We start from the raw sequence: 17,750 nt of genomic DNA on the forward strand, positions 1-17,750 counted from the left end.
CAAGGAGCACATCCATGGCCCTTATCGATGCCATCCACGCCCGCGAGATCCTCGACTCCCGGGGCAACCCGACGGTCGAGGTCGAGGTCCTGCTCAGCGACGGCTCGCTCGGCCGCGCCGCGGTCCCCTCGGGCGCCTCGACGGGCGAGTTCGAGGCCGTGGAGCGCCGTGACGGCGACAAGGGCCGCTACCAGGGCAAGGGCGTCCAGCAGGCCGTCGAGGCCGTCCTCGACCAGATCGCCCCGGCCCTGACCGGCTTCGACGCGACCGACCAGCGCGCGATCGACCAGGCCATGATCGACCTCGACGGCACCCCCAACAAGGGCAACCTCGGCGCGAACGCGATCCTCGGCGTCTCCCTCGCCGTGGCCAACGCCGCCGCCGACTCCGCGAACCTGCCGCTGTACAAGTACCTCGGCGGCCCCAACGCGCACGTCCTGCCCGTGCCGCTCATGAACATCCTCAACGGCGGCTCGCACGCCGACTCCGATGTGGACATCCAGGAGTTCATGATCGCCCCGATCGGCGCCGAGACGTTCTCGGAAGGCCTCCGCTGGGGCGTCGAGGTCTACCACAACCTCAAGAGCGTGCTCAAGGAGAAGGGCCTCTCCACGGGCCTCGGCGACGAGGGCGGCTTCGCCCCGAACCTGCCCTCCAACCGCGCCGCGCTCGAGCTCATCACCGAGGCCATCGGCAAGGCCGGCTACACCCCGGGCAAGGACATCGCGCTCGCGCTCGACGTCGCCTCGTCCGAGTTCTTCAAGGACGGCGCCTACCAGTTCGAGGGCAAGGCCCTCTCCGCGTCCGAGATGAGCGACTACTACGCCGGTCTCGTCAACGACTTCCCGCTCGTCTCGATCGAGGACCCGCTCGACGAGAACGACTGGGAGGGCTGGAAGATCCTCACCGAGCAGATCGGGGACAAGGTCCAGCTCGTGGGCGACGACCTCTTCGTGACCAACCCCGAGCGCCTCCAGCAGGGCATCGACGCCAAGACCGCCAACTCGCTGCTCGTGAAGGTCAACCAGATCGGCTCGCTCACCGAGACGCTCGACGCCGTCTCGCTCGCCCAGCGCAGCGGCTACACCACCATCACCTCCCACCGCTCCGGCGAGACCGAGGACACGACCATCGCGGACATCTGCGTCGCGACCAACGCCGGCCAGATCAAGACCGGTGCCCCGGCCCGCTCCGAGCGCGTCGCGAAGTACAACCAGCTCCTGCGCATCGAGGAGGAGCTCGACGACGCCGCGCGCTACGCCGGCCGCAGCGCCTTCCCGCGCTTCAAGGGCTGACACCCTCCTCGCCGCCCGCCGTGCCGCCCCTGGCACCGCGGGCGGCACCTGCGCGGAAACGCGCCCCGCGGCGGCTATCGTGGAATGACGATGGCCGCCGCGGCGCATCGGGCAGATGCCGATGCCAGCGGCCGGCCGCACACAGGAGACCAACGCAAGGAGCTTCCATGGCGACGCGTCGACCGGCCGTGCCCCGCACGCCGGCCACGAAGCGACCCTCGCCGGCCACGCCCGCCGCCCCGGCGGAGCCGGTCAGGGACGCCGCCCCGGCTCCCGCGGCGGCGAAGCATCCGAAGAAGTCCGCGGGCTCCGCGAAGCGCCGGACCCGGCCCAAGGTCCCGCTCAGGACGCCCATCTCCGAGGACAGCGGCCCCGTCCCCGCGCGGGCCTTCTCCGGCCGCATCATCGCCCTGGCCGTGGTGCTCGTCGCCATCACGATCATGCTCGCGCCGACCGTCCGCGTCTTCCTCGGCCAGCGGGCCGAGATCAGTTCCCTCCAGGCCGACATCGCCGCGAAGCACGCCGAGCAGGACTCGCTCAAGCAGTCCATCGCCCGGTGGGAGGACCCGAACTACGTCAAGCAGCAGGCGCGCGACCGCATTAACATGGTCATGCCCGGCGAGACCTCGTACTGGGTGTTCGGCGACGACGGCTCCCCGGCCGCCACGAGCAGCGGAACGCAGACCCAGGCGGGCGGCGACACCCCCTGGACCCAGGGCTTCTGGGACGCGTTCGTGCGGGCCGCGACGGACTGAGCCCGCCCCGGCGCCCCGGTGCCGCCCAGCGAGGAGGCGGCAGGGCGCCGTCGTGCGCCCACCGACCAGAGCAAGGACAGTGAGAGCCCCCGTGACCGAGACCCATCAGACGCCTGCCGACGCGCCGACGCCGGACGACCTCGAGACCCTGAGCCGCCAGCTCGGGCGCCCCGTGCGCGACGTGGTCGCCATCCCGGCACGGTGTGTGTGCGGGAACCCGCTCGTGGCGGCCACCGCGCCGCGCCTGGCCAACGGCACGCCGTTCCCGACGACGTTCTACCTCACCCACCCCGTGATCACCTCGGCGGTCTCCCGCCTCGAGGCGGCCGGGCTCATGGCCGAGATGAACGACAGGCTCGCCGCCGACCCCGCCCTGGCCGCCGCGTACCGCCGCGCCCACGAGGCCTACCTCGCGGCGCGCGAGGAGATCGGCCGGCGCGCGGGCACCGGGCCCGTCCCCGAGATCGACGGCGTCTCCGCCGGCGGAATGCCCACCCGGGTCAAGTGCCTCCACGTGCTCGTGGGGCAGTCGCTCGCGCTCGGCCCCGGGGTCAACCCTCTCGGCGACGAGGCGATCGAGGGGATCTCCGCGTGGTGGACGCCTGGAGCCTGCTACTGCGCGGGGGCGTGGGACACCGACGGGCAGGCCCCCGACCGGGACCTCTCCCGGCACGGCCCCCAGGGGCTGCCGGCGATGACGGGACGGCCGGCGCCCGTGCGGCGCTCGGAGGCCTCCGGGGACGCCGCCAGTGCCCCCGCCGTGGGGGAGGACGCGGCAGGGGAGAGCATGGCAGGGGAGGACCCGGCATGAGGGTCGCGGGCATCGACTGCGGCACGAACTCGATCCGCCTCCTGGTGGCGGACGCGGAGCCCGGCGACGACGGCGCACCGCGCCTGGCCGACGTCCACCGCGAAATGCGGGTCGTCCGCCTGGGCCAGGGCGTCGACGCCACCGGCATGCTCGCGCCCGAGGCACTCGGGCGCACCTTCGCCGCCGCCGACGACTACGCCGCCACGGTCAAGGACCTCGGCGCCGAGCGCGTCCGCTTCGTCGCCACCTCGGCCATGCGGGACGCGCGCAACCGCGACGAGTTCGTCGCCGGCATCCGGTCACGCTTCGGCGTCGTGCCCGAGATCGTGCCCGGCACCGAGGAGGCGGCACTGAGCTTCGCCGGCGCCGCGAGCGTCCTGCCGCTGGCCGCCGGCCGCCCTGTGCTCGTGGTGGACCTCGGCGGAGGCAGCACGGAGTTCGTCCTCGGCGACGCCGGCGGGGTCCGGGCCGCGCGCTCGATCGACATGGGCTGCGTCCGCCTCACCGAGCGGCACCTCCGCACGGACCCGCCCACCGCCGAGGAGATCGCCGCGGCGGAGCGCGACGTCGACGCGGGCATCGACGAGGCCCTTGCGGACGTGCCGCTCGGCGAGGCGACGGCCGTGATCGGGGTGGCCGGCTCGATCACCACCATCACCGCGCACGCCCTCGGCCTGCCCGCCTACCAGCCCGAGCGCATCCACGGCAGCGAGCTGCCCATCGCCCAGGTGGCCGCGGCCTGCACCTCGCTGCTGGGGCTGTCCCACGCGCAGCGGGCCGAGCTGCCCTACATGCACCCCGGGCGCGTCGACGTGATCGGCGCCGGGGCGCTCGTGTGGCGCCGCATCCTCGCACGGCTCTCCGGACTCACGGACGGCCGCGTCTCCACCGCCGTCACGAGCGAGCACGACATCCTCGACGGCATCGCCCTGAGCACCCTGACGAAGAAGACCACGTGATCCGACGCGCCACCGCACTGACCCTCTCCCTCGTCACCGCCCTCGCAGCGGCGATCCTCGGCCTCCTGCCGGCGGCGCCCGCCGCGCTGGCGGACAGCATCCGCGACCGCGAGTACTGGCTCGGCGAGTACGGAATCGAGAAGGCCTGGGAGGTGTCCAAGGGCGCCGGCGTCAAGGTCGCCGTGATCGACAGCGGGATCGACGGCACCCACCCGGACCTGCAGGGCGCGGTCATAGGGGGCCACGACTCCTCCGGCGCCGGCTCTCCGGACGGGCAGAAGCCGATCGGCGCGAAGCCGGAGCACGGCACGCTCGTGGCGACCATGCTCGCTGGCCGCGGCCATGGCAAGGATGGCAAGGACAGCAAGGACCCCGTGGGACCGGACGGGATCGTCGGGGTGGCGCCCGAGGCCCAGCTCCTCTCGGCCTCGACCTGGCTTGGCTCGCCCAACCCCGCGGGCATCTCCGACCAGGCCCAGATTCCGGATGCCGTGCGCTGGGCCGTGGACCAGGGTGCGAAGGTCATCAACATCTCCCTCGGCAGCTCCTCGCCCGTCTGGCCGGAGAGCTGGGACTCCGCGTTCCTCTACGCCGAGCAGCACGACGTGGTGATCGTCGCCGCCGCCGGCAACAGGGTGGGCGGCAACCTGCAGGTCGGAGCGCCCGCCACCATCCCCGGAGTCCTCACCGTCGCGGGCCTGGACCGGCAGCGGAAGGCGAGCGTCGACTCCTCGTCCCAGGGCATCAGCATCGGCGTGGCAGCCCCGGCAGAGGAGCTCGCCGGCGGCCTGCCGGGGGGCCAGTACGCGGAATGGGCCGGCACCTCGGGGGCCGCGCCGATCGTGTCGGGGGTCGCGGCGCTCATCCGCTCGAAGTGGCCCGACATGAGCGCGGCCCAGGTCATCAACCGGATCGTCTCGACGGCCAAGGACGCAGGCGCCCCCGGCGCGGACCCGCTCTACGGCCGCGGCATCCTCGACGCCGAGGCTGCGCTGAAGGCGGACGTGCCGGTCACCGCGGTCAACCCGCTCGGATCGATCGCCGACTGGATCCGGGTGCACCGCAAGGGAGGGGCCACCGTGCCCGCGGCACCGCAGGAGACGGCCGCCCCGACGGCCCCCGCCAAAGCCGTGCCCGAGCCGGCGGCGCCCACGCCGCGCCTCAATCCGGTGGAGAGCCCATGGCCTGCCCTGACCGTGATCCTGTCGGCCATCGCGGTGCTGGGCATCGCCGCCGGCGGCAGCCTCCACGTCTGGCGCCGCTCGGTCCGCATCCGCGCCGGCGGAGCGCTCCTCCCGCCCGGAGCTGCGCCCTCCGGGGAGCCCGAGGAGTCACACCCGGCGAGCTAGTGAATATTTTCACAAACTGCGCTACGCTTGTTCCATGCCTTCCTCCCTGCAGCTTGTCGATCGCCCCCGCGTCCTCGTCGTCGGCGGCGGCTACGTCGGCCTCTACGTGGCCCTGAACCTCCAGAAGAAGATCGCCTCGGCCGGCGGCATCGTCACGGTCGTGGACCCGAACCCGTACATGACGTACCAGCCGTTCCTGCCCGAGGTGGCCGGCGGCAACATCGAGGCGCGCCACGCCGTCGTCTCCCTCCGCGAGCACCTCAAGGACAGCGAGGTCATCCAGGGCTCGGTCACGAGCATCGACCACGCGGACCGCAAGGCTGTCGTGCAGCTCCCGGGCGACCAGGGCACGGTCGAGGTCCCCTACGTCGACGTGGTCCTCGGCGCGGGCGCCATCACGCGGACGTTCCCGATCCCCGGCCTCGCCGAGGCCGGCATCGGCAACAAGACCATCGAGGAGGCCATCGCCCTCCGCAACCAGGTGATCGAGCGCATCGAGTTCGCCTCGACCGCCACGGACCCGGCCGAGCGCCGGCGCGCCCTGACCTTCGTGGTCGTCGGCGGCGGCTTCGCCGGCATCGAGACGATCGCCGAGATGGAGGACCTCGCCCGCGAGGCCGTCCGCAACAACGGCCGCCTGAGCCAGGACGAGGTGCGCTTCGTGCTCGTCGAGGCGATGGGCCGCATCATGCCCGAGGTCACGGCCGAGCAGGCCGAGTGGGTCGTGGGCCACCTCAAGAGCCGCGGCATCGAGGTGCTCCTGAACACCTCCCTCGCCAGCGCCGAGGGCTCCCTCAAGCTCATCAACATGCCCGACAAGACCCCGGCGGACGAGTTCGAGGCGGACACCCTCGTGTGGACCGCCGGCGTGCAGGCCAACCCGATGGTCCGTGCCACCGGCTTCCCGCTCGAGCCGCGCGGCCGCGTCCGCGTCCTGCCGGACCTCCGCATCGCCGGCGACGAGGGCATCATCGAGAACGCGTGGGCCGCTGGCGACATCGCCGCCGTGCCCGACCTGACCGGCAAGGGCCTCCCGGACGGCACCTGCGTTCCGAACGCCCAGCACGCCCTGCGCCAGGCCAAGGTCCTCGCCAACAACCTGTGGGCCAACCGCTGGGACAAGCCGCTGACGGACTACAAGCACAAGAACCTCGGCGCCGTGGCCGGCTTCGGCCCGTGGAAGGGCGTCGCGAACATCAACCTGTTCGGGCGGATCGGCCTCAAGGGCCCGCTCGCCTGGCTCGCACACCGCGGCTACCACGGCCTCGCGATCCCCACGGCCGAGCGCAAGTTCCGCGTGCTCCTCGACTGGTTCTCCTCGCTCTTCGCCGGCCGCGACACGACCCCGCTGCAGGGCCTCGAGAACCCGCGGGCCGCGTTCGAGAACGCCGCCCGTCCCGCCCCGAAGCCCGCGGCTGCCCCGGCGCCGAAGGCCCAGGACGCCGGCGAGAAGGTTCCGGCCGGGGCCAAGTAGCCCCAGCGCCCCGGCCCGCGCCGGGTAGACCACGACGACGGCGGCCGCCTCCCGCGAAGGAGGCGGCCGCCGTCGTGCTTCCGGCAGGCGCCCGCGTCCGGGCGCCCAGGCGAGCCAGTAGGCTGGTGAGCACGCCCCAGTAGCCCAATCGGCAGAGGCAGCGGACTTAAAATCCGCTCAGTCAGGGTTCGAGTCCCTGCTGGGGCACCACCAGTGCGGATGCAGCTTTCGAGGCGTTACAAGGCTGTGACCACAATCACTGTAACGAGCGTTAACCGTTGAATTAGCCTGTCTTCTAATCAGGAACACCTGATTGTTCGCATCAGGGGCTCTCCGCGCCCTTCGATGGAGGAGATTACGCATGATTCAACGTCACCAGGCTGCGCCTCGGGCGGCGAAGCTTGCTGCACTCGGCATCGGCGTCGCCATCCTGGCGACCGCGTGCAGCGGTTCCTCGGGCACACCGTCGAGCTCGGGCTCCGCTTCGGGCAGCGCTGCAGCATCCGGCACGATTTCCTGCCCCGCGCCGAGCTCGTCCGCGGGTGCAGGCAGCGCCTCGGCCGGGGCCACGGTCGCCCCCGGGGACGTGCCCAAGTCCACGACCACGTCCCCGACCCCGCTCAAGCTCGGCTCGCTCCTCCCGCAGACGGGCGCGCTCGCGTTCCTCGGCCCGCCCGAGATCGCCGGCGTGAACCTCGCCGTCAAGCAGATCAACGAGGCCGGCGGCGTCCTCGGCCAGAAGGTGGAGGTCACCCACCGCGACTCCGGCGACACCACCACGGACATCGCGACCCAGTCGGTGACCAACCTCCTCGGGCAGGGCGTGTCCGCGATCATCGGCGCGGCATCCTCCGGGGTGTCCAAGACCGTGATCAACCAGATCACGGGCGCCGGGACGGTCATGTTCTCGCCGGCCAACACCTCGCCGGACTTCAGCACGTGGAACGCCAAGGGCCTCTACTGGCGCACCGCGCCGTCGGACGTGCTCCAGGGCCGCGTGCTCGGCAACTACATGGCCTCCTGCGGCGCCCAGACCCTCGGCATGATCGTCCTGAACGACGCCTACGGCACCGGCCTGCGCGACAACGTCCAGAAGGCCTTCGAGGCCGCCGGCGGCAAGGTCGTGGACCAGGAGCTGTTCAACGAGGGCGACTCGCAGTTCAGCTCGCAGGTGGACAAGGTCGTGGCGGCCAAGCCGGACGCGATCGCGGTGATCTCCTTCGACCAGGCCAAGCAGATCATCCCGCTGCTGACGGCCAAGGGGGTCAAGCCGACGCAGATGTTCTTCGTCGACGGCAACACCTCGGACTACAGCAAGGACCTCAAGCCGGGCACGCTCAAGGGCGCCCAGGGCACGACCCCGGGAACGTTCGCGAAGGACGACTTCAAGAAGCAGCTCGCCACGGTGGACTCCGGCCTGAAGGACTACAACTACGCCGGTGAGTCCTGGGACGCCGTGAACCTGATCGCGCTCGCGGCCGAGGAGGCCAAGAGCACCAAGGGCACGGACATCGCCGCTCACCTCCAGGACGTCTCGGAGGGCGGCGAGAAGTGCAGCGACTTCGCCAGCTGCGTGACGCTCCTGCGCCAGGGCAAGGACATCGACTACGACGGCAAGTCGGGCCCGGTCTCCTTCGCCAAGAACGGTGACCCCCAGGAGGCCTACATCGGCATCTACCAGTTCGACGACAACAACAAGCCGCAGCCGGTCCGCGAGGAGTTCGGCAAGCTGAGCTGACCGAGGCCACTCGGAAGGCCGGCCCAGGGCCCCGGCCCCCGCGAGGGGGCCGGGGCCCTGGCATGTCAGCGATTCCTTCTGGGCGGCTCCGGAGAGGCTGCCACCACAGATGACGGCGGTGCTGCCGCCGCGCACGACGGCGCCGCCCCACCCGCGGAGGGTGGGGCGGCGCCGTCGTGCGCCAGGGGCTAGTGGGTCTGGTCCGCGGCCTTCCCCTGGTCCTCCGCCGCCTTCCCTTCGCCCTCGACCGTGTCGGCGAGGGTGCCGAGGTAGAGCTGGATGACCTTCGGATCCTTGAGCAGCTCCCGGCCGGTCCCCGTGTAGGCGTCGCGGCCCTGGTCCAGGACGTAGCCCCGGTCGCAGATCTGCAGGCAGCGCCGGGCGTTCTGCTCGACCATGATGACGGACACGCCGGCGCGGTTGATCTCGTGCACGCGCAGGAACGTCTCGTCCTGCTTGACGGGGGAGAGGCCGGCCGAGGGCTCGTCGAGGAGGAGCACTGCGGGGTCCATCATGAGGGCCCGGCCCATGGCCACCATCTGCCGCTCGCCGCCCGAGAGCGAACCGGCCCGCTGCGCCCGGCGCCTGCCGAGCTCGGGGAACAGCTCCGTGACGAAGTCCCAGCGCTCCTTGAAGGCCTTGGGCCGCTGGAACATGCCCATCTGCATGTTCTCCTCGATCGTGAGCGTCGTGAAGACGTTGTTGTTCTGCGGCACGAATCCCAGGCCGCGGCTCACGAGCTTGTTCGCCTTGAGCCCGGTCAGGTCCTGCCCGCGCACCACGACCGAGCCCGAATGGACCTTTACGAGGCCGAACATGGCCTTCAGCAGCGTGGACTTCCCGGCCCCGTTGGGGCCGATGATGCCGATCAGCTCGCCCTTGCGGGCCTCGATGCTGCAGCCGTTGAGGATGTTGACCCCGGGCAGGTAGCCGGCCACGAGCTTCGTGACGGTGACGACGGCCTCGCCGTCCGGCGCGGGGGCCGCCGCGGTTGCGCTGTGCTCGCTCACTTCTGCTCCTCCTTGCCGGTGTCCAGGTCCGCCTCGGTCGCGCCGTGCGGCGCCTCGTCGGCGGCCTCGTCCGGTGCCTCGCCGGGCGCGGCCAGATGCTTGGCGGGGCGGCTGACGGTGATCGTCTCGGCCTCGGAGAGTACCGTCTCCTCGGAAATGATCCCGGCGTCCGCGGTCCCCACCACCGACTCCTCATCGGCGGCCAGCTCCTCCTCGAGCTCCCGGAGGCCGCCGGCCGCCCCGAGGTCCACGTCGTGGTGGGCGCCCAGATAGGCGTCGATCACGGCCTGGTCCTTCATGACGTCGGCGGGCGGGCCCTCGGCCACGACCTTCCCCTCGGCCATGACCACGACCCAGTCGGCGATGTGGCGGACCATGTGCATGTCGTGCTCGACGAACAGCACGGTCATGCCCTCCGCCTTGAGGTTCTTGATGTGGTCGAGGAGGCTCTGGGTCAGGGCGGGGTTGACGCCGGCCATCGGCTCGTCGAGCATGACGAGCTTCGGATTGACCATGAGCGCCCGGGCCATCTCGAGGAGCTTGCGCTGGCCGCCGGAGAGGGATGCGGCGTAGTCGTCGCGCTTCGTGTCGAGCTTGAACTTGGCCAGCAGCTCCTCGGCCTTGGCGGTGATGTCCTTCTCGCGGCCGCCCCAGATGCCGCGGAACAGGGCGTTGCGGAGCTTCTCGCCCGGCTGCTCCGAGGCGCCGAGGCGCATGTTCTCGATGACCGTCAGCTTGCCCATCACCTTGGTGAGCTGGAAGGTGCGCACCATCCCGAGCCGGGCCACCTTGTAGGATGCCATGCCCGCAAGGTCGCGCCCCTCGAACTGCCAGGTGCCCGACTGGGGGGTGTCGAAGCCCGTGAGGAGGTTGAAGAGGGTCGTCTTGCCCGCGCCGTTGGGCCCGATCAGGGCGGTGATCTTGTGCCGGGGGATTTCGAGGTGCTCGACGTCCACGGCGTTGATGCCGCCGAAGCGCCTGCTCACGTTGTCGGCGACGACGATCGGGTCGCGTTTGCGGCACCCGGGGGCCGCTGGCCCCTCGCTGATGGGGCGGGTGTCCGTCATGTGGTCGACGGCGCCGCCGGACGTGGTGTGTGCCTCGCTCATGAGAATGCGAGCTCCTTCTTGTTGCCGAACACGCCCTGCGGCCGGAAGATCATCAACAGCATGAGGGCGACGCCCACGAGGATGTAGCGCAGCTGGCCTGCCTGGGTGGGGCTGAGGAACGGCAGGACGCCGATCTGGATCAGCCCGAAGAGCACGTTCTGGGTCAGGGAGAGCACGACCCAGAAGATCATGGCCCCCACGATCGGCCCGAGGACCGTCGACATGCCGCCGAGGAGGAGGCACGTCCACAGGAAGAACGTGAACTCGGTGCCGTAGTTCGCGGGCTGGACCACGTCGCGGGGGAGGGTGAACACGAGCCCGGCGAGCGCGCCGAGGATGCCGCCGATCACGAGCGCCTGCATCTTGTACGAGTAGACGTTCTTGCCCAGCGAGCGCACGGCCATCTCGTCCTCGCGGATGCCCTTGAGGACGCGGCCCCAGGGGCTGCGCATGAGCAGCCAGACCCCGATGCCGAAGATGATGACGAGGCCCCAGCCGAAGACCCGGTAAAAGAAGTCAGGGCTGCTGTACCCGAGGTAGGTGCCCGGGGGGAAGGGGTTGAGCCTCAGGAAGTCCTGCCGGAAGCCGGCCAGGCCGTTCGCGGAGCCGGTGACGTCCGTGAGGGTGTTGGTCGTGACGATGTAGCGGATGATCTCCGCGGCGGCGATCGTCACGATGGCGAGGTAGTCAGCCCGCAGCCGCAGGGTCGGGATGCCCAGGATGAGTGCGAACACGACTGAGGCCACGACCGCGACGATGAGGGAGAGCCAGAACGGGAACTGCAGGTGGATGGTGGTCATGGCGAACGCGTACGCGCCGACGGCGATGAAGCCCGCCTGTCCGAAGTTGAGCAGCCCCGCGTAGCCGAAGTGCACGGCGAGGCCGAGTGCGGCCAGCGCGTAGGCCGCCGTCGTGGGGCTGACGAGCTCGCCGAGAGCCTCGAGAAGAATCTGTCCGAAATCCATGGTGGCCTCCTCAGCCCACTCGCTCACGCCGGCCCAGGATGCCCTGGGGCCGGAACAGGAGGACGAGGATCATGACGACCAGCGCCCCGACGTACTTCAGGTCCGAGGTGAGGCCGAAGACAGTGGTGAGCTCCACGAAGATGCCCACCACGATGGACCCCACGAGCGCGCCGAACACCGTCCCGAGCCCACCGAGGGTCACGCCCGCGAAGATCATGAGCAGGAGCTGCTGGCCCATGTTGAAGGAGACCCCGGGACGGTAGTACGCCCACAGGATCCCGCCGAGCGCCGCGAGGAAGCCGCCGGTCACCCAGACGAGCCGGATGACGCGGTCCACGTCGATCCCGCTCGCCGCCGCGAGGGCGGGGTTGTCGGCGACGGCGCGGGTTGCCTTGCCGAGGCGGGTCCGCAGCAGGGCGAAGGCGATCAGGAGGATCACGACGACGGAGATCAGCAGGGACCACAGGTTGTTGGGCGAGATCGAGACCACGCCCAGGTCGATGTCCGTGGACTGGGAGTACGGGAGCTGCTGGGTCGCGCCCCCGAAGAAGAAGAGGATCACGTAGCGGGAGGCCAGGGCGAGGCCGATGCTGACGATCATCATGGGGACGAGGCCGGTGCCGCGCCGCCGCAGGGGCTTCCACAGGAACGCGTCCTGGGCGTAGCCGAAGGCGATCCCGGCGGCGAGCCCGGCGAGGATCGCAAGCCAGAACGGCGCGCCCACAGCGCTCGTCGAGAAGACGACCACGGCGCCGAGCGTGACCATCTCTCCGTGGGCGAAGTTCGTCAGGCCCGTCGTGCCGAAGATGAGCGAGAGGCCCACGGCCGAGAGCGCGAGGAGCAGGCCGAAGCTCAGGCCCGCGACGAGCCGGTTCGCCAGATTCGTGAAGAAGCTCTCCTGGTGTACCTGGATGCCCGCGCCGAACGCGAAGATCGTGCTCGCGTTGGAGGTCTGGCTGAACGTCACCGTCCGCGGGTTCTCCTGCCCCTCAGCGAGCTTGATGCCCTGGGGCAGTGTCGACTCGTCGAGGGTGACCTTGTAGCTGCCCTGGGTCGGTACCGAGATGCTCCACGCCCCGGAGGCCGAGGACGTGGTGCTGCCGGTGAAGCCGTTGCCCTCGGCCGTGATCTTGACGCCTTGGAGCGGCTGGCCGGCGTTGCGCAGGAAGCCCGAGATGCTGTTCTGGAACTGGGACTGGCTGGGGCCCGGGCTGGGCGACGTCGTCGCCTCGGCGGCCGGGGCCACGGCCAGGAGCACTGCGAGGATGGTGCCGATCAGGGCGCCTGCCGCCGCCAGTACGCGCCGCGCGCGTCGCCGGGGGACGGCCGAGGCTGTGCGTCTCACGTAGGGCCTCCGTCTGTACGGGTGCGGCTGGGGCTGCCAGCCGGTGGTCGGTGCAGCGGGCACGGCCCATCGCGCCGAGCGCAAGGCCCGGAATGTGACGAACCTCACCCGCTGGACGTCATGTTACCCGCGGGACTGGCGGCGATCGGCTGCGCAAGGGGGCGCCACAGGTCGCGATCCGGTAACAACTATGAAGATTTGCCCCAGTTCTTCTTTAGGGCAGCTTTGGGGTCGTCGCGGGAGCGCTTTGCGGCGCCCGCAGGGGCCCGCTCAGAGGTACAGGCCGAGGTCCCGTGCGGGTTCATCGCTCTCGGCGACAGCATGGAGGTCGCGCTCGCGCAGCAGCACGTAGTCCTTGGCGCCGACCTCGACCTCGGACCGGTCCTCGGGGTCGAAGAGCACGTGGTCGCCGACGGCGACCTGCCGGACACTGGGGCCGGCGGCGACCACCTCGGCCCAGGCGAGCCGCTTGCCGAGCACCGCCGTCGCCGGGATCACGATGCCGGAGGCCGAGCGCCGCTCGCTCGCCTCCTTGTCCAGTTCGACCAGGATGCGGTCGTGGAGCATGCGCAGGGGGAGGCGGGGCTGCGGGGCAGAAGTCGCGTCATTCGGCACCGCAACAGTGTAGCCGCGGGAACTTCCGCGGCCTCCCGGGCGTGCTCTCCAGTAGCGCCCCTGCAGCACCCGCGGGGCCGCACCACGAGCATGGACAAGGAGCCGACATGGCATTTGGGGGCAACCCGGTCTTCCGGGGGAAGAACTACAGGGGCGCCATTGCCACCGCCGCGCCCGCCCCGACTCAGGGCCACAGCCCGTACGGCCACAGCCCGTACGGCCAGGACACCTACGGCCAGGCGGGGTACCCGCAGCAGCCGATGACCCCCGAGCAGCTCGACAAGCTGTACCGCGCGCCGTCCGCGGGGCCGGCGCAGACGGGGCGCATGACGTACGACGACGTCATCGTCCGCACGCTCGCCTGCCTGGGTTTCGTCGTGGTCGGGGCAGCGGTGACCCTGGCCGTCCCGGCGAACGCGGCGCTGGGCCTCATGGTCCTCGGCGCGATCGGCGGCTTCGTCCTCGCGCTCGTCAACTCCTTCAAGCGGGAGCCGGTGGCCGGGCTGATCCTGGCGTATGCCGGCCTCGAGGGGCTCTTCCTCGGCGGCATCACCCGCGTGATCGACGCCTTCGCGCCCGGCGTGGGGCTGCAGGCGGTCATCGGCACCATCGTCGTGGCCGGCGTGACCCTCGCCCTGTACAAGAGCGGCAAGGTGCGGGCCACCCCGCGTCTGGCGAAGTTCCTCCTGATCGCCCTCGTGAGCTACCTCGCGTTCAGCCTCGTCAACGTGGTCATCATGCTCGTCAACCCGGGCCTCGGCGCGTGGGGGCTCCGCAGCAGCGTGCACATCTTCGGCATCCCGCTGGGCGTGTTCGTGGGCCTGTTCGCGATCGTGCTCGCGGCGATCTCGCTCATCTTCGACTTCAACAGCATCGAGCAGGGGGTCCGTGCCGGCGCCCCGCGTCGGTTCGCCTGGACCGCCGCGTTCGGGCTGACCGTCACCCTCGTGTGGCTCTACACCGAGCTGCTCAGGCTCCTGGCGATCCTCAACAGCAACGACTGAGGCGCTGAGAAGCACGGAGCCCCCCGGACCGATGGTCCGGGGGGCTCCGTGCTGCCGGGGGCAGTGCCGGGGCCCGGAATCAGAGGACCCGCCGCGCGCCGCCGGCCGGGACCACCGTGAAGAGGTCCGGGGCGCCGAACCCCGCCCGGCCGAACGCGGCGGAGACCGCATCGCGGACGGCGGCCTCGGCCGCGCGCGGGATCAGGGCGATCGCAGAGCCGCCGAAGCCGCCGCCGGTCATGCGGGCCCCGAGGGCGCCGGCCGAGCGCGCGGCCTCCACGGCCAGGTCGAGCTCGGGGCAGGAGATCTCGAAGTCGTCCCGCATCGAGGCATGGCTCGCGTCCAGCAGGGGCCCGATCGCAGCCGGACCCTCGGAGCGCAGCACGTCGACGGTCGCCAGGACGCGCTCGTCCTCGGTCACCACGTGCCGCACGCGCCGGAAGGTCACCGGATCGAGGAGGGCGCGCGCTTCGGCGAGGTCGTCGGAGGAGACGTCCCGCAGCGCCGCGACGCCGAGGACCTCGGCCCCGAGCTCGCAGGCGGCCCGGCGCTCGGCGTAGCCGCCCCCGGCGTGCGAGTGCGCCACCTTGGTGTCGACGACGAGGACCGCCAGGCCCGCGGCGTCGGCGTCGAACGGGATGAGCTCGATCCTCTGGTCGCGGCAGTCGAGGAACACGGCGTGCCCCGCAGTCCCGCGCAGCGAGGCCGACTGGTCGAGGATGCCCGTGGGCGCGCCGACGAACGCGTTCTCCGCGCGCTGGGTGACGAGCACGAGGTCCTCGGGCCCCAAGTCCGCCGCGGCGAGCTCGGACAGCGCAGTGGCGACCGCGCACTCGATGGCGTGCGAGGAGGACAGGCCCGAGCCGACGGGGACGGTCGAGTCCAGTGCGAGGTCGAACCCGGGCAGGTCGGCCCCGCGCTCGGCGACGGCCCACGCGACCCCGGCCGGATACACGGCCCAGCCGGGGGCCCCGTCGGGGGAGAGCGAGTCCAGGTCGAGTTCGACCACCCCGCCGCCGTGGGTGGACAGGAGTCGGACGCACCGATCCGCGCGTGCCCGGACGGCCACGTGCGCGGCGAGGTCGATCGCGAACGGCAGCGCGAAGCCCTCGTTGTAGTCGGTGTGCTCCCCGATGAGGTTGACCCTCCCCGGCGCCCGCCACACGCCGTCGGGCGTTCCGCCGAAGGCCTCCGAGAAGGCACGCAGGGCGGCCGCGGCGGCGTCCCGCGGGGGAGGGGGAGCGCTCATGCGGGGGCCTCTCCGGTGGTTGCGCGGGCGGCGGCGCCGGAGACGGCGTCCCGCATCCGGGCAGCGACCTGCTCGGGGGTGGTGTCATTGATGAAGGCGCCCATCGCCGCCTCGGACCCGGCCAGGAACTTCAGCTTGTCCGCCGCACGGCGCGGGGAGGTGAGCTGGAGGTGGAACCGCGCCGCGGGGCGGAGCGCGGCCTCGAGCGGCGCCTGGTGCCAGGCGGCGATGTAGGGGGTCGGGGTCGGATACAGCGCGTCCATGCCGCGCAGGAGGGCGAGGTAGGCGTGGGCGAGCTCGTCCTTCTCCTCGCCGGCGAGGGCAGCGAAGTCGGCGACGTGGCGGTGCGGGACCAAGTGGACCTCGAGGGGCCAGCGCGCCGCGAACGGCACGTAGGCGGTGAAGTGCTCGCCTTCGAGGACCAGGCGCTCGCCGGCTGAGCGCTCGCGGTCCAGGAGGGTGCCCAGCAGGGTGGCCCGGCCGCCGGCGTCGTCGTAGAAGCGGCGCGCGGCGGCGCCGAGCTGCAGGGCCCGGGGGGTGACGTAGGGGTAGGCGTAGATCTGGCCGTGGGGGTGGTGCAGGGTCACACCGATTTCGGCCCCCCGGTTCTCGAACGGGAAGACCTGGCGGACGCCGGGGAGCGCGCTCAGGGCCGCGGTCCGGTGTGCCCAGGCCTCGACGACGGTGCGGGCCCTCTCGTAGGGCAGCTCGCCGAAGGACCCGGTGTGGCTCGAGGTGAAGGAGACGACCTCGCAGCGGCCGACGGCGGGCACGGTGCGGCCCCACGGCAGCGCCGGGGGAACCACGGCCGTGTCCGGTCCGAGCGACGGGAAGCGGTTCTCGAAGACCGCCACGTCGTAGTCCGGGTCGGGGATCTCGGAGGCGTTGGACGGGGTGCTGGGGCACAGCGGGCAGGCCTCGGCAGGCGGCAGGTGGGTCCGGGACTGGCGGTGCGCCGCGATGGCGACCCAGTCGCCGGAGAGCTCGTCGTAGCGCAGCTCACCCGGGGCGGCGCGCTGCGTGAGGCCGCGCGGATCGGCGGACGGCGCGCGCGGCGGAGTCCCCGGGTCGTCGAAATAGAGCAGCTCGCGGCCGTCGGACAGCCGCGTGGGGGTGATCCTCGGGGCATGGGGTGCAGTCACTGTGCCTCCTTCGTGGGCCGGGCGTCCTCGACGGCCGCGACGATGAGGTCGGGGACGTGCTGGCGGAGTTCGTCGAGCGCCGCCGCGGAGAGCCCGTCGTCCGTGATGAGGGTGTCGACCGCGCTCAGGGGCAGGATCCGCGCGAGCCCCACGAGGCCGTACTTGCTGTGGTCGGCGAGGACCACGAGCCGGGCGGCGGCCTCCGCGGCGGCGCGGTTCGCCTCCGCCTCGAGGATGTTCGGGGTGGTCAGGCCGGCGCGGGGATGCAGTCCGTGCACGCCCATGAAGCAGACCTCGACATGGAGCTGGCGCAGGGTCGAGGTCGTGAGGGGTCCCACGAGGGCCTCCGAGGGCGTCCGCTCCCCGCCGGTGAGAATGGTCCGGACCCCGCCGGCGGCGCCCAGGGCCTCGACGACCTTGATCGAGTTCGTCGCGACCGTGAGGTCCTCGATGCCCGCCAGGAGGCGCGCGAAGGCGAAGGTCGTGGTGCCCGCGGTGACGAAGATGGTTGCGCCCGGCCGGACGAGCTCGACGGCCCGCTGGGCGATGGCGCTCTTGGCGTCGGGGCGGTGCTCGCTCTTGACCTCGAAACCGAGTTCGGAGAAGCCCACCTCCGTGGGCCGGGCGGCACCGCCGTGGACGCGCCGGGCGAGCCCCTGCTGCTCGAGGTGCTCGATGTCCCGCCGGATCGTCATCTCGGAGACGCCCAGCGCCGCCGCAAGTTCGGTGACCCGGACGGCCTCGCGCCGCTCGAGTTCCGCAATGATGTACGCGTGGCGTTCCGCAGCCAGCATGGGTCCCCCCGCCTCGACGCCCGGGGAGGGGAGTCGACTAACAGAAACAACAGCTTTCTAACAAAAGATAACATTCTGACGGCCGGCTGGGAAGACCCTGCGGAGGCGGAACCGTCGCCGGTTCCCGGCGGGACTA

Annotated in this window: 17 protein-coding genes and 1 tRNA gene; 9 read left to right on the plus strand and 9 right to left on the minus strand. The window is 71.6% G+C overall.

Annotation, left to right across the window (positions count from 1 at the left end):
* The first annotated feature begins 14 nt into the window (after positions 1–14).
* The 7 genes from eno (at position 15) to J2W21_RS03735 (ending at position 6,853) form a co-directional block, all read left to right on the plus strand.
* Complete coding sequence (eno, locus tag J2W21_RS03705; RefSeq protein WP_307113168.1) at positions 15–1,295, plus strand: phosphopyruvate hydratase; 1,281 nt, start codon at positions 15–17, stop codon at positions 1,293–1,295.
* A 167-nt stretch (positions 1,296–1,462) separates the two neighbouring features.
* Positions 1,463–2,050 (plus strand): FtsB family cell division protein, encoded by a 588-nt coding sequence (locus J2W21_RS03710; RefSeq protein ID WP_307113169.1) that lies wholly within the window; start codon positions 1,463–1,465, stop codon positions 2,048–2,050.
* A gap of 91 nt (positions 2,051–2,141) precedes the next feature.
* Positions 2,142–2,861, plus strand: coding sequence for a DUF501 domain-containing protein (locus J2W21_RS03715; RefSeq protein WP_307113170.1), 720 nt, complete (start codon positions 2,142–2,144; stop codon positions 2,859–2,861).
* Entirely contained in the window at positions 2,858–3,820 is a 963-nt protein-coding gene (locus J2W21_RS03720; protein WP_307113171.1) for a Ppx/GppA phosphatase family protein, read from the plus strand. The genes J2W21_RS03715 and J2W21_RS03720 overlap by 4 nt, the downstream gene beginning before the upstream one ends.
* Positions 3,820–5,169: a S8 family peptidase gene (locus J2W21_RS03725; RefSeq protein ID WP_373423066.1), complete on the plus strand. Its 1,350-nt coding sequence runs from the start codon at positions 3,820–3,822 to the stop codon at positions 5,167–5,169. The genes J2W21_RS03720 and J2W21_RS03725 overlap by 1 nt, the downstream gene beginning before the upstream one ends.
* 34 nt (positions 5,170–5,203) lie before the next feature.
* The gene (locus tag J2W21_RS03730; RefSeq protein ID WP_307113172.1) at positions 5,204–6,643 is read left to right on the plus strand and encodes an NAD(P)/FAD-dependent oxidoreductase; all 1,440 of its coding nucleotides are present in this window, start codon (positions 5,204–5,206) and stop codon (positions 6,641–6,643) included.
* Between the two features lie 133 nt (positions 6,644–6,776).
* Positions 6,777–6,853: transfer RNA gene (locus J2W21_RS03735), tRNA-Leu, on the plus strand.
* A 162-nt stretch (positions 6,854–7,015) separates the two neighbouring features.
* Here J2W21_RS03735 and J2W21_RS03740 read toward each other — a convergent pair.
* Entirely contained in the window at positions 7,016–7,243 is a 228-nt protein-coding gene (locus J2W21_RS03740) for a hypothetical protein (RefSeq protein WP_307113173.1), read from the minus strand.
* Here J2W21_RS03740 and J2W21_RS03745 point away from each other — a divergent pair.
* Positions 7,230–8,381 carry an ABC transporter substrate-binding protein gene (locus J2W21_RS03745; RefSeq protein WP_307113174.1) on the plus strand — a complete coding sequence of 384 codons (1,152 nt, stop codon included), beginning with the start codon at positions 7,230–7,232 and terminating at the stop codon, positions 8,379–8,381. The two genes, J2W21_RS03740 and J2W21_RS03745, sit on opposite strands and share 14 nt — an antisense overlap.
* 188 nt (positions 8,382–8,569) lie before the next feature.
* Here the strand turns inward: J2W21_RS03745 and J2W21_RS03750 are convergent, their stop codons facing one another.
* From J2W21_RS03750 to J2W21_RS03770, 5 genes are all read right to left on the minus strand, one after another.
* On the minus strand, positions 8,570–9,391 hold the full coding sequence (locus J2W21_RS03750) for an ABC transporter ATP-binding protein (protein ID WP_307113175.1): 822 nt from the start codon (positions 9,389–9,391) through the stop codon (positions 8,570–8,572).
* On the minus strand, positions 9,388–10,500 hold the full coding sequence (locus J2W21_RS03755) for an ABC transporter ATP-binding protein (protein ID WP_307113176.1): 1,113 nt from the start codon (positions 10,498–10,500) through the stop codon (positions 9,388–9,390). Before J2W21_RS03755 ends, J2W21_RS03750 begins: the two co-directional genes overlap by 4 nt.
* A complete protein-coding gene (locus J2W21_RS03760) occupies positions 10,497–11,465 on the minus strand; it encodes a branched-chain amino acid ABC transporter permease (protein ID WP_307113177.1) in 969 nt (322 codons plus the stop codon). Before J2W21_RS03760 ends, J2W21_RS03755 begins: the two co-directional genes overlap by 4 nt.
* Positions 11,466–11,475: 10 nt before the next feature.
* A complete protein-coding gene (locus J2W21_RS03765) occupies positions 11,476–12,762 on the minus strand; it encodes a branched-chain amino acid ABC transporter permease (protein WP_373423067.1) in 1,287 nt (428 codons plus the stop codon).
* A 318-nt stretch (positions 12,763–13,080) separates the two neighbouring features.
* Positions 13,081–13,377 (minus strand): GroES family chaperonin, encoded by a 297-nt coding sequence (locus J2W21_RS03770; RefSeq protein ID WP_307113485.1) that lies wholly within the window; start codon positions 13,375–13,377, stop codon positions 13,081–13,083.
* Between the two features lie 155 nt (positions 13,378–13,532).
* Here J2W21_RS03770 and J2W21_RS03775 point away from each other — a divergent pair, with 155 nt between their 5' ends.
* Positions 13,533–14,429, plus strand: a complete 897-nt coding sequence (locus J2W21_RS03775) for a Bax inhibitor-1/YccA family protein (protein WP_307113179.1) — start codon at positions 13,533–13,535, stop codon at positions 14,427–14,429.
* Positions 14,430–14,508: 79 nt separating this feature from the next.
* Here the strand turns inward: J2W21_RS03775 and galK are convergent, their stop codons facing one another.
* From galK to J2W21_RS03790, 3 genes are read right to left on the minus strand one after another with little or no spacing between them, the layout of a single operon-like run.
* Positions 14,509–15,678, minus strand: coding sequence for a galactokinase (gene galK / locus J2W21_RS03780; RefSeq protein ID WP_307113180.1), 1,170 nt, complete (start codon positions 15,676–15,678; stop codon positions 14,509–14,511).
* Positions 15,675–16,820, minus strand: a complete 1,146-nt coding sequence (gene galT / locus J2W21_RS03785; protein WP_307113181.1) for a galactose-1-phosphate uridylyltransferase — start codon at positions 16,818–16,820, stop codon at positions 15,675–15,677. Before galT ends, galK begins: the two co-directional genes overlap by 4 nt.
* Complete coding sequence (locus J2W21_RS03790) at positions 16,817–17,614, minus strand: DeoR/GlpR family DNA-binding transcription regulator (RefSeq protein ID WP_307113182.1); 798 nt, start codon at positions 17,612–17,614, stop codon at positions 16,817–16,819. Before J2W21_RS03790 ends, galT begins: the two co-directional genes overlap by 4 nt.
* Positions 17,615–17,750 lie beyond the last annotated feature (136 nt).

The organism is Sinomonas atrocyanea (genome assembly GCF_030811715.1).
Lineage (GTDB): Bacteria > Actinomycetota > Actinomycetes > Actinomycetales > Micrococcaceae > Sinomonas > Sinomonas atrocyanea_A.

What these genes read in the sequence shown, in the direction of transcription:
- J2W21_RS03770 (WP_307113485.1), bottom strand. Translation starts at nt 13,377, where the DNA reads ATGCTCCACGACCGCATCCTGGTCGAACTGGACAAGGAGGCGAGCGAG.
- J2W21_RS03710 (WP_307113169.1), top strand. Translation starts at nt 1,463, where the DNA reads ATGGCGACGCGTCGACCGGCCGTGCCCCGCACGCCGGCCACGAAGCGA.
- J2W21_RS03775 (WP_307113179.1), top strand. Translation starts at nt 13,533, where the DNA reads ATGGCATTTGGGGGCAACCCGGTCTTCCGGGGGAAGAACTACAGGGGC.
- J2W21_RS03720 (WP_307113171.1), top strand. Translation starts at nt 2,858, where the DNA reads ATGAGGGTCGCGGGCATCGACTGCGGCACGAACTCGATCCGCCTCCTG.
- eno (WP_307113168.1), top strand. Translation starts at nt 15, where the DNA reads ATGGCCCTTATCGATGCCATCCACGCCCGCGAGATCCTCGACTCCCGG.
- J2W21_RS03730 (WP_307113172.1), top strand. Translation starts at nt 5,204, where the DNA reads ATGCCTTCCTCCCTGCAGCTTGTCGATCGCCCCCGCGTCCTCGTCGTC.
- J2W21_RS03790 (WP_307113182.1), bottom strand. Translation starts at nt 17,614, where the DNA reads ATGCTGGCTGCGGAACGCCACGCGTACATCATTGCGGAACTCGAGCGG.
- galK (WP_307113180.1), bottom strand. Translation starts at nt 15,678, where the DNA reads ATGAGCGCTCCCCCTCCCCCGCGGGACGCCGCCGCGGCCGCCCTGCGT.
- J2W21_RS03760 (WP_307113177.1), bottom strand. Translation starts at nt 11,465, where the DNA reads ATGGATTTCGGACAGATTCTTCTCGAGGCTCTCGGCGAGCTCGTCAGC.
- J2W21_RS03755 (WP_307113176.1), bottom strand. Translation starts at nt 10,500, where the DNA reads ATGAGCGAGGCACACACCACGTCCGGCGGCGCCGTCGACCACATGACG.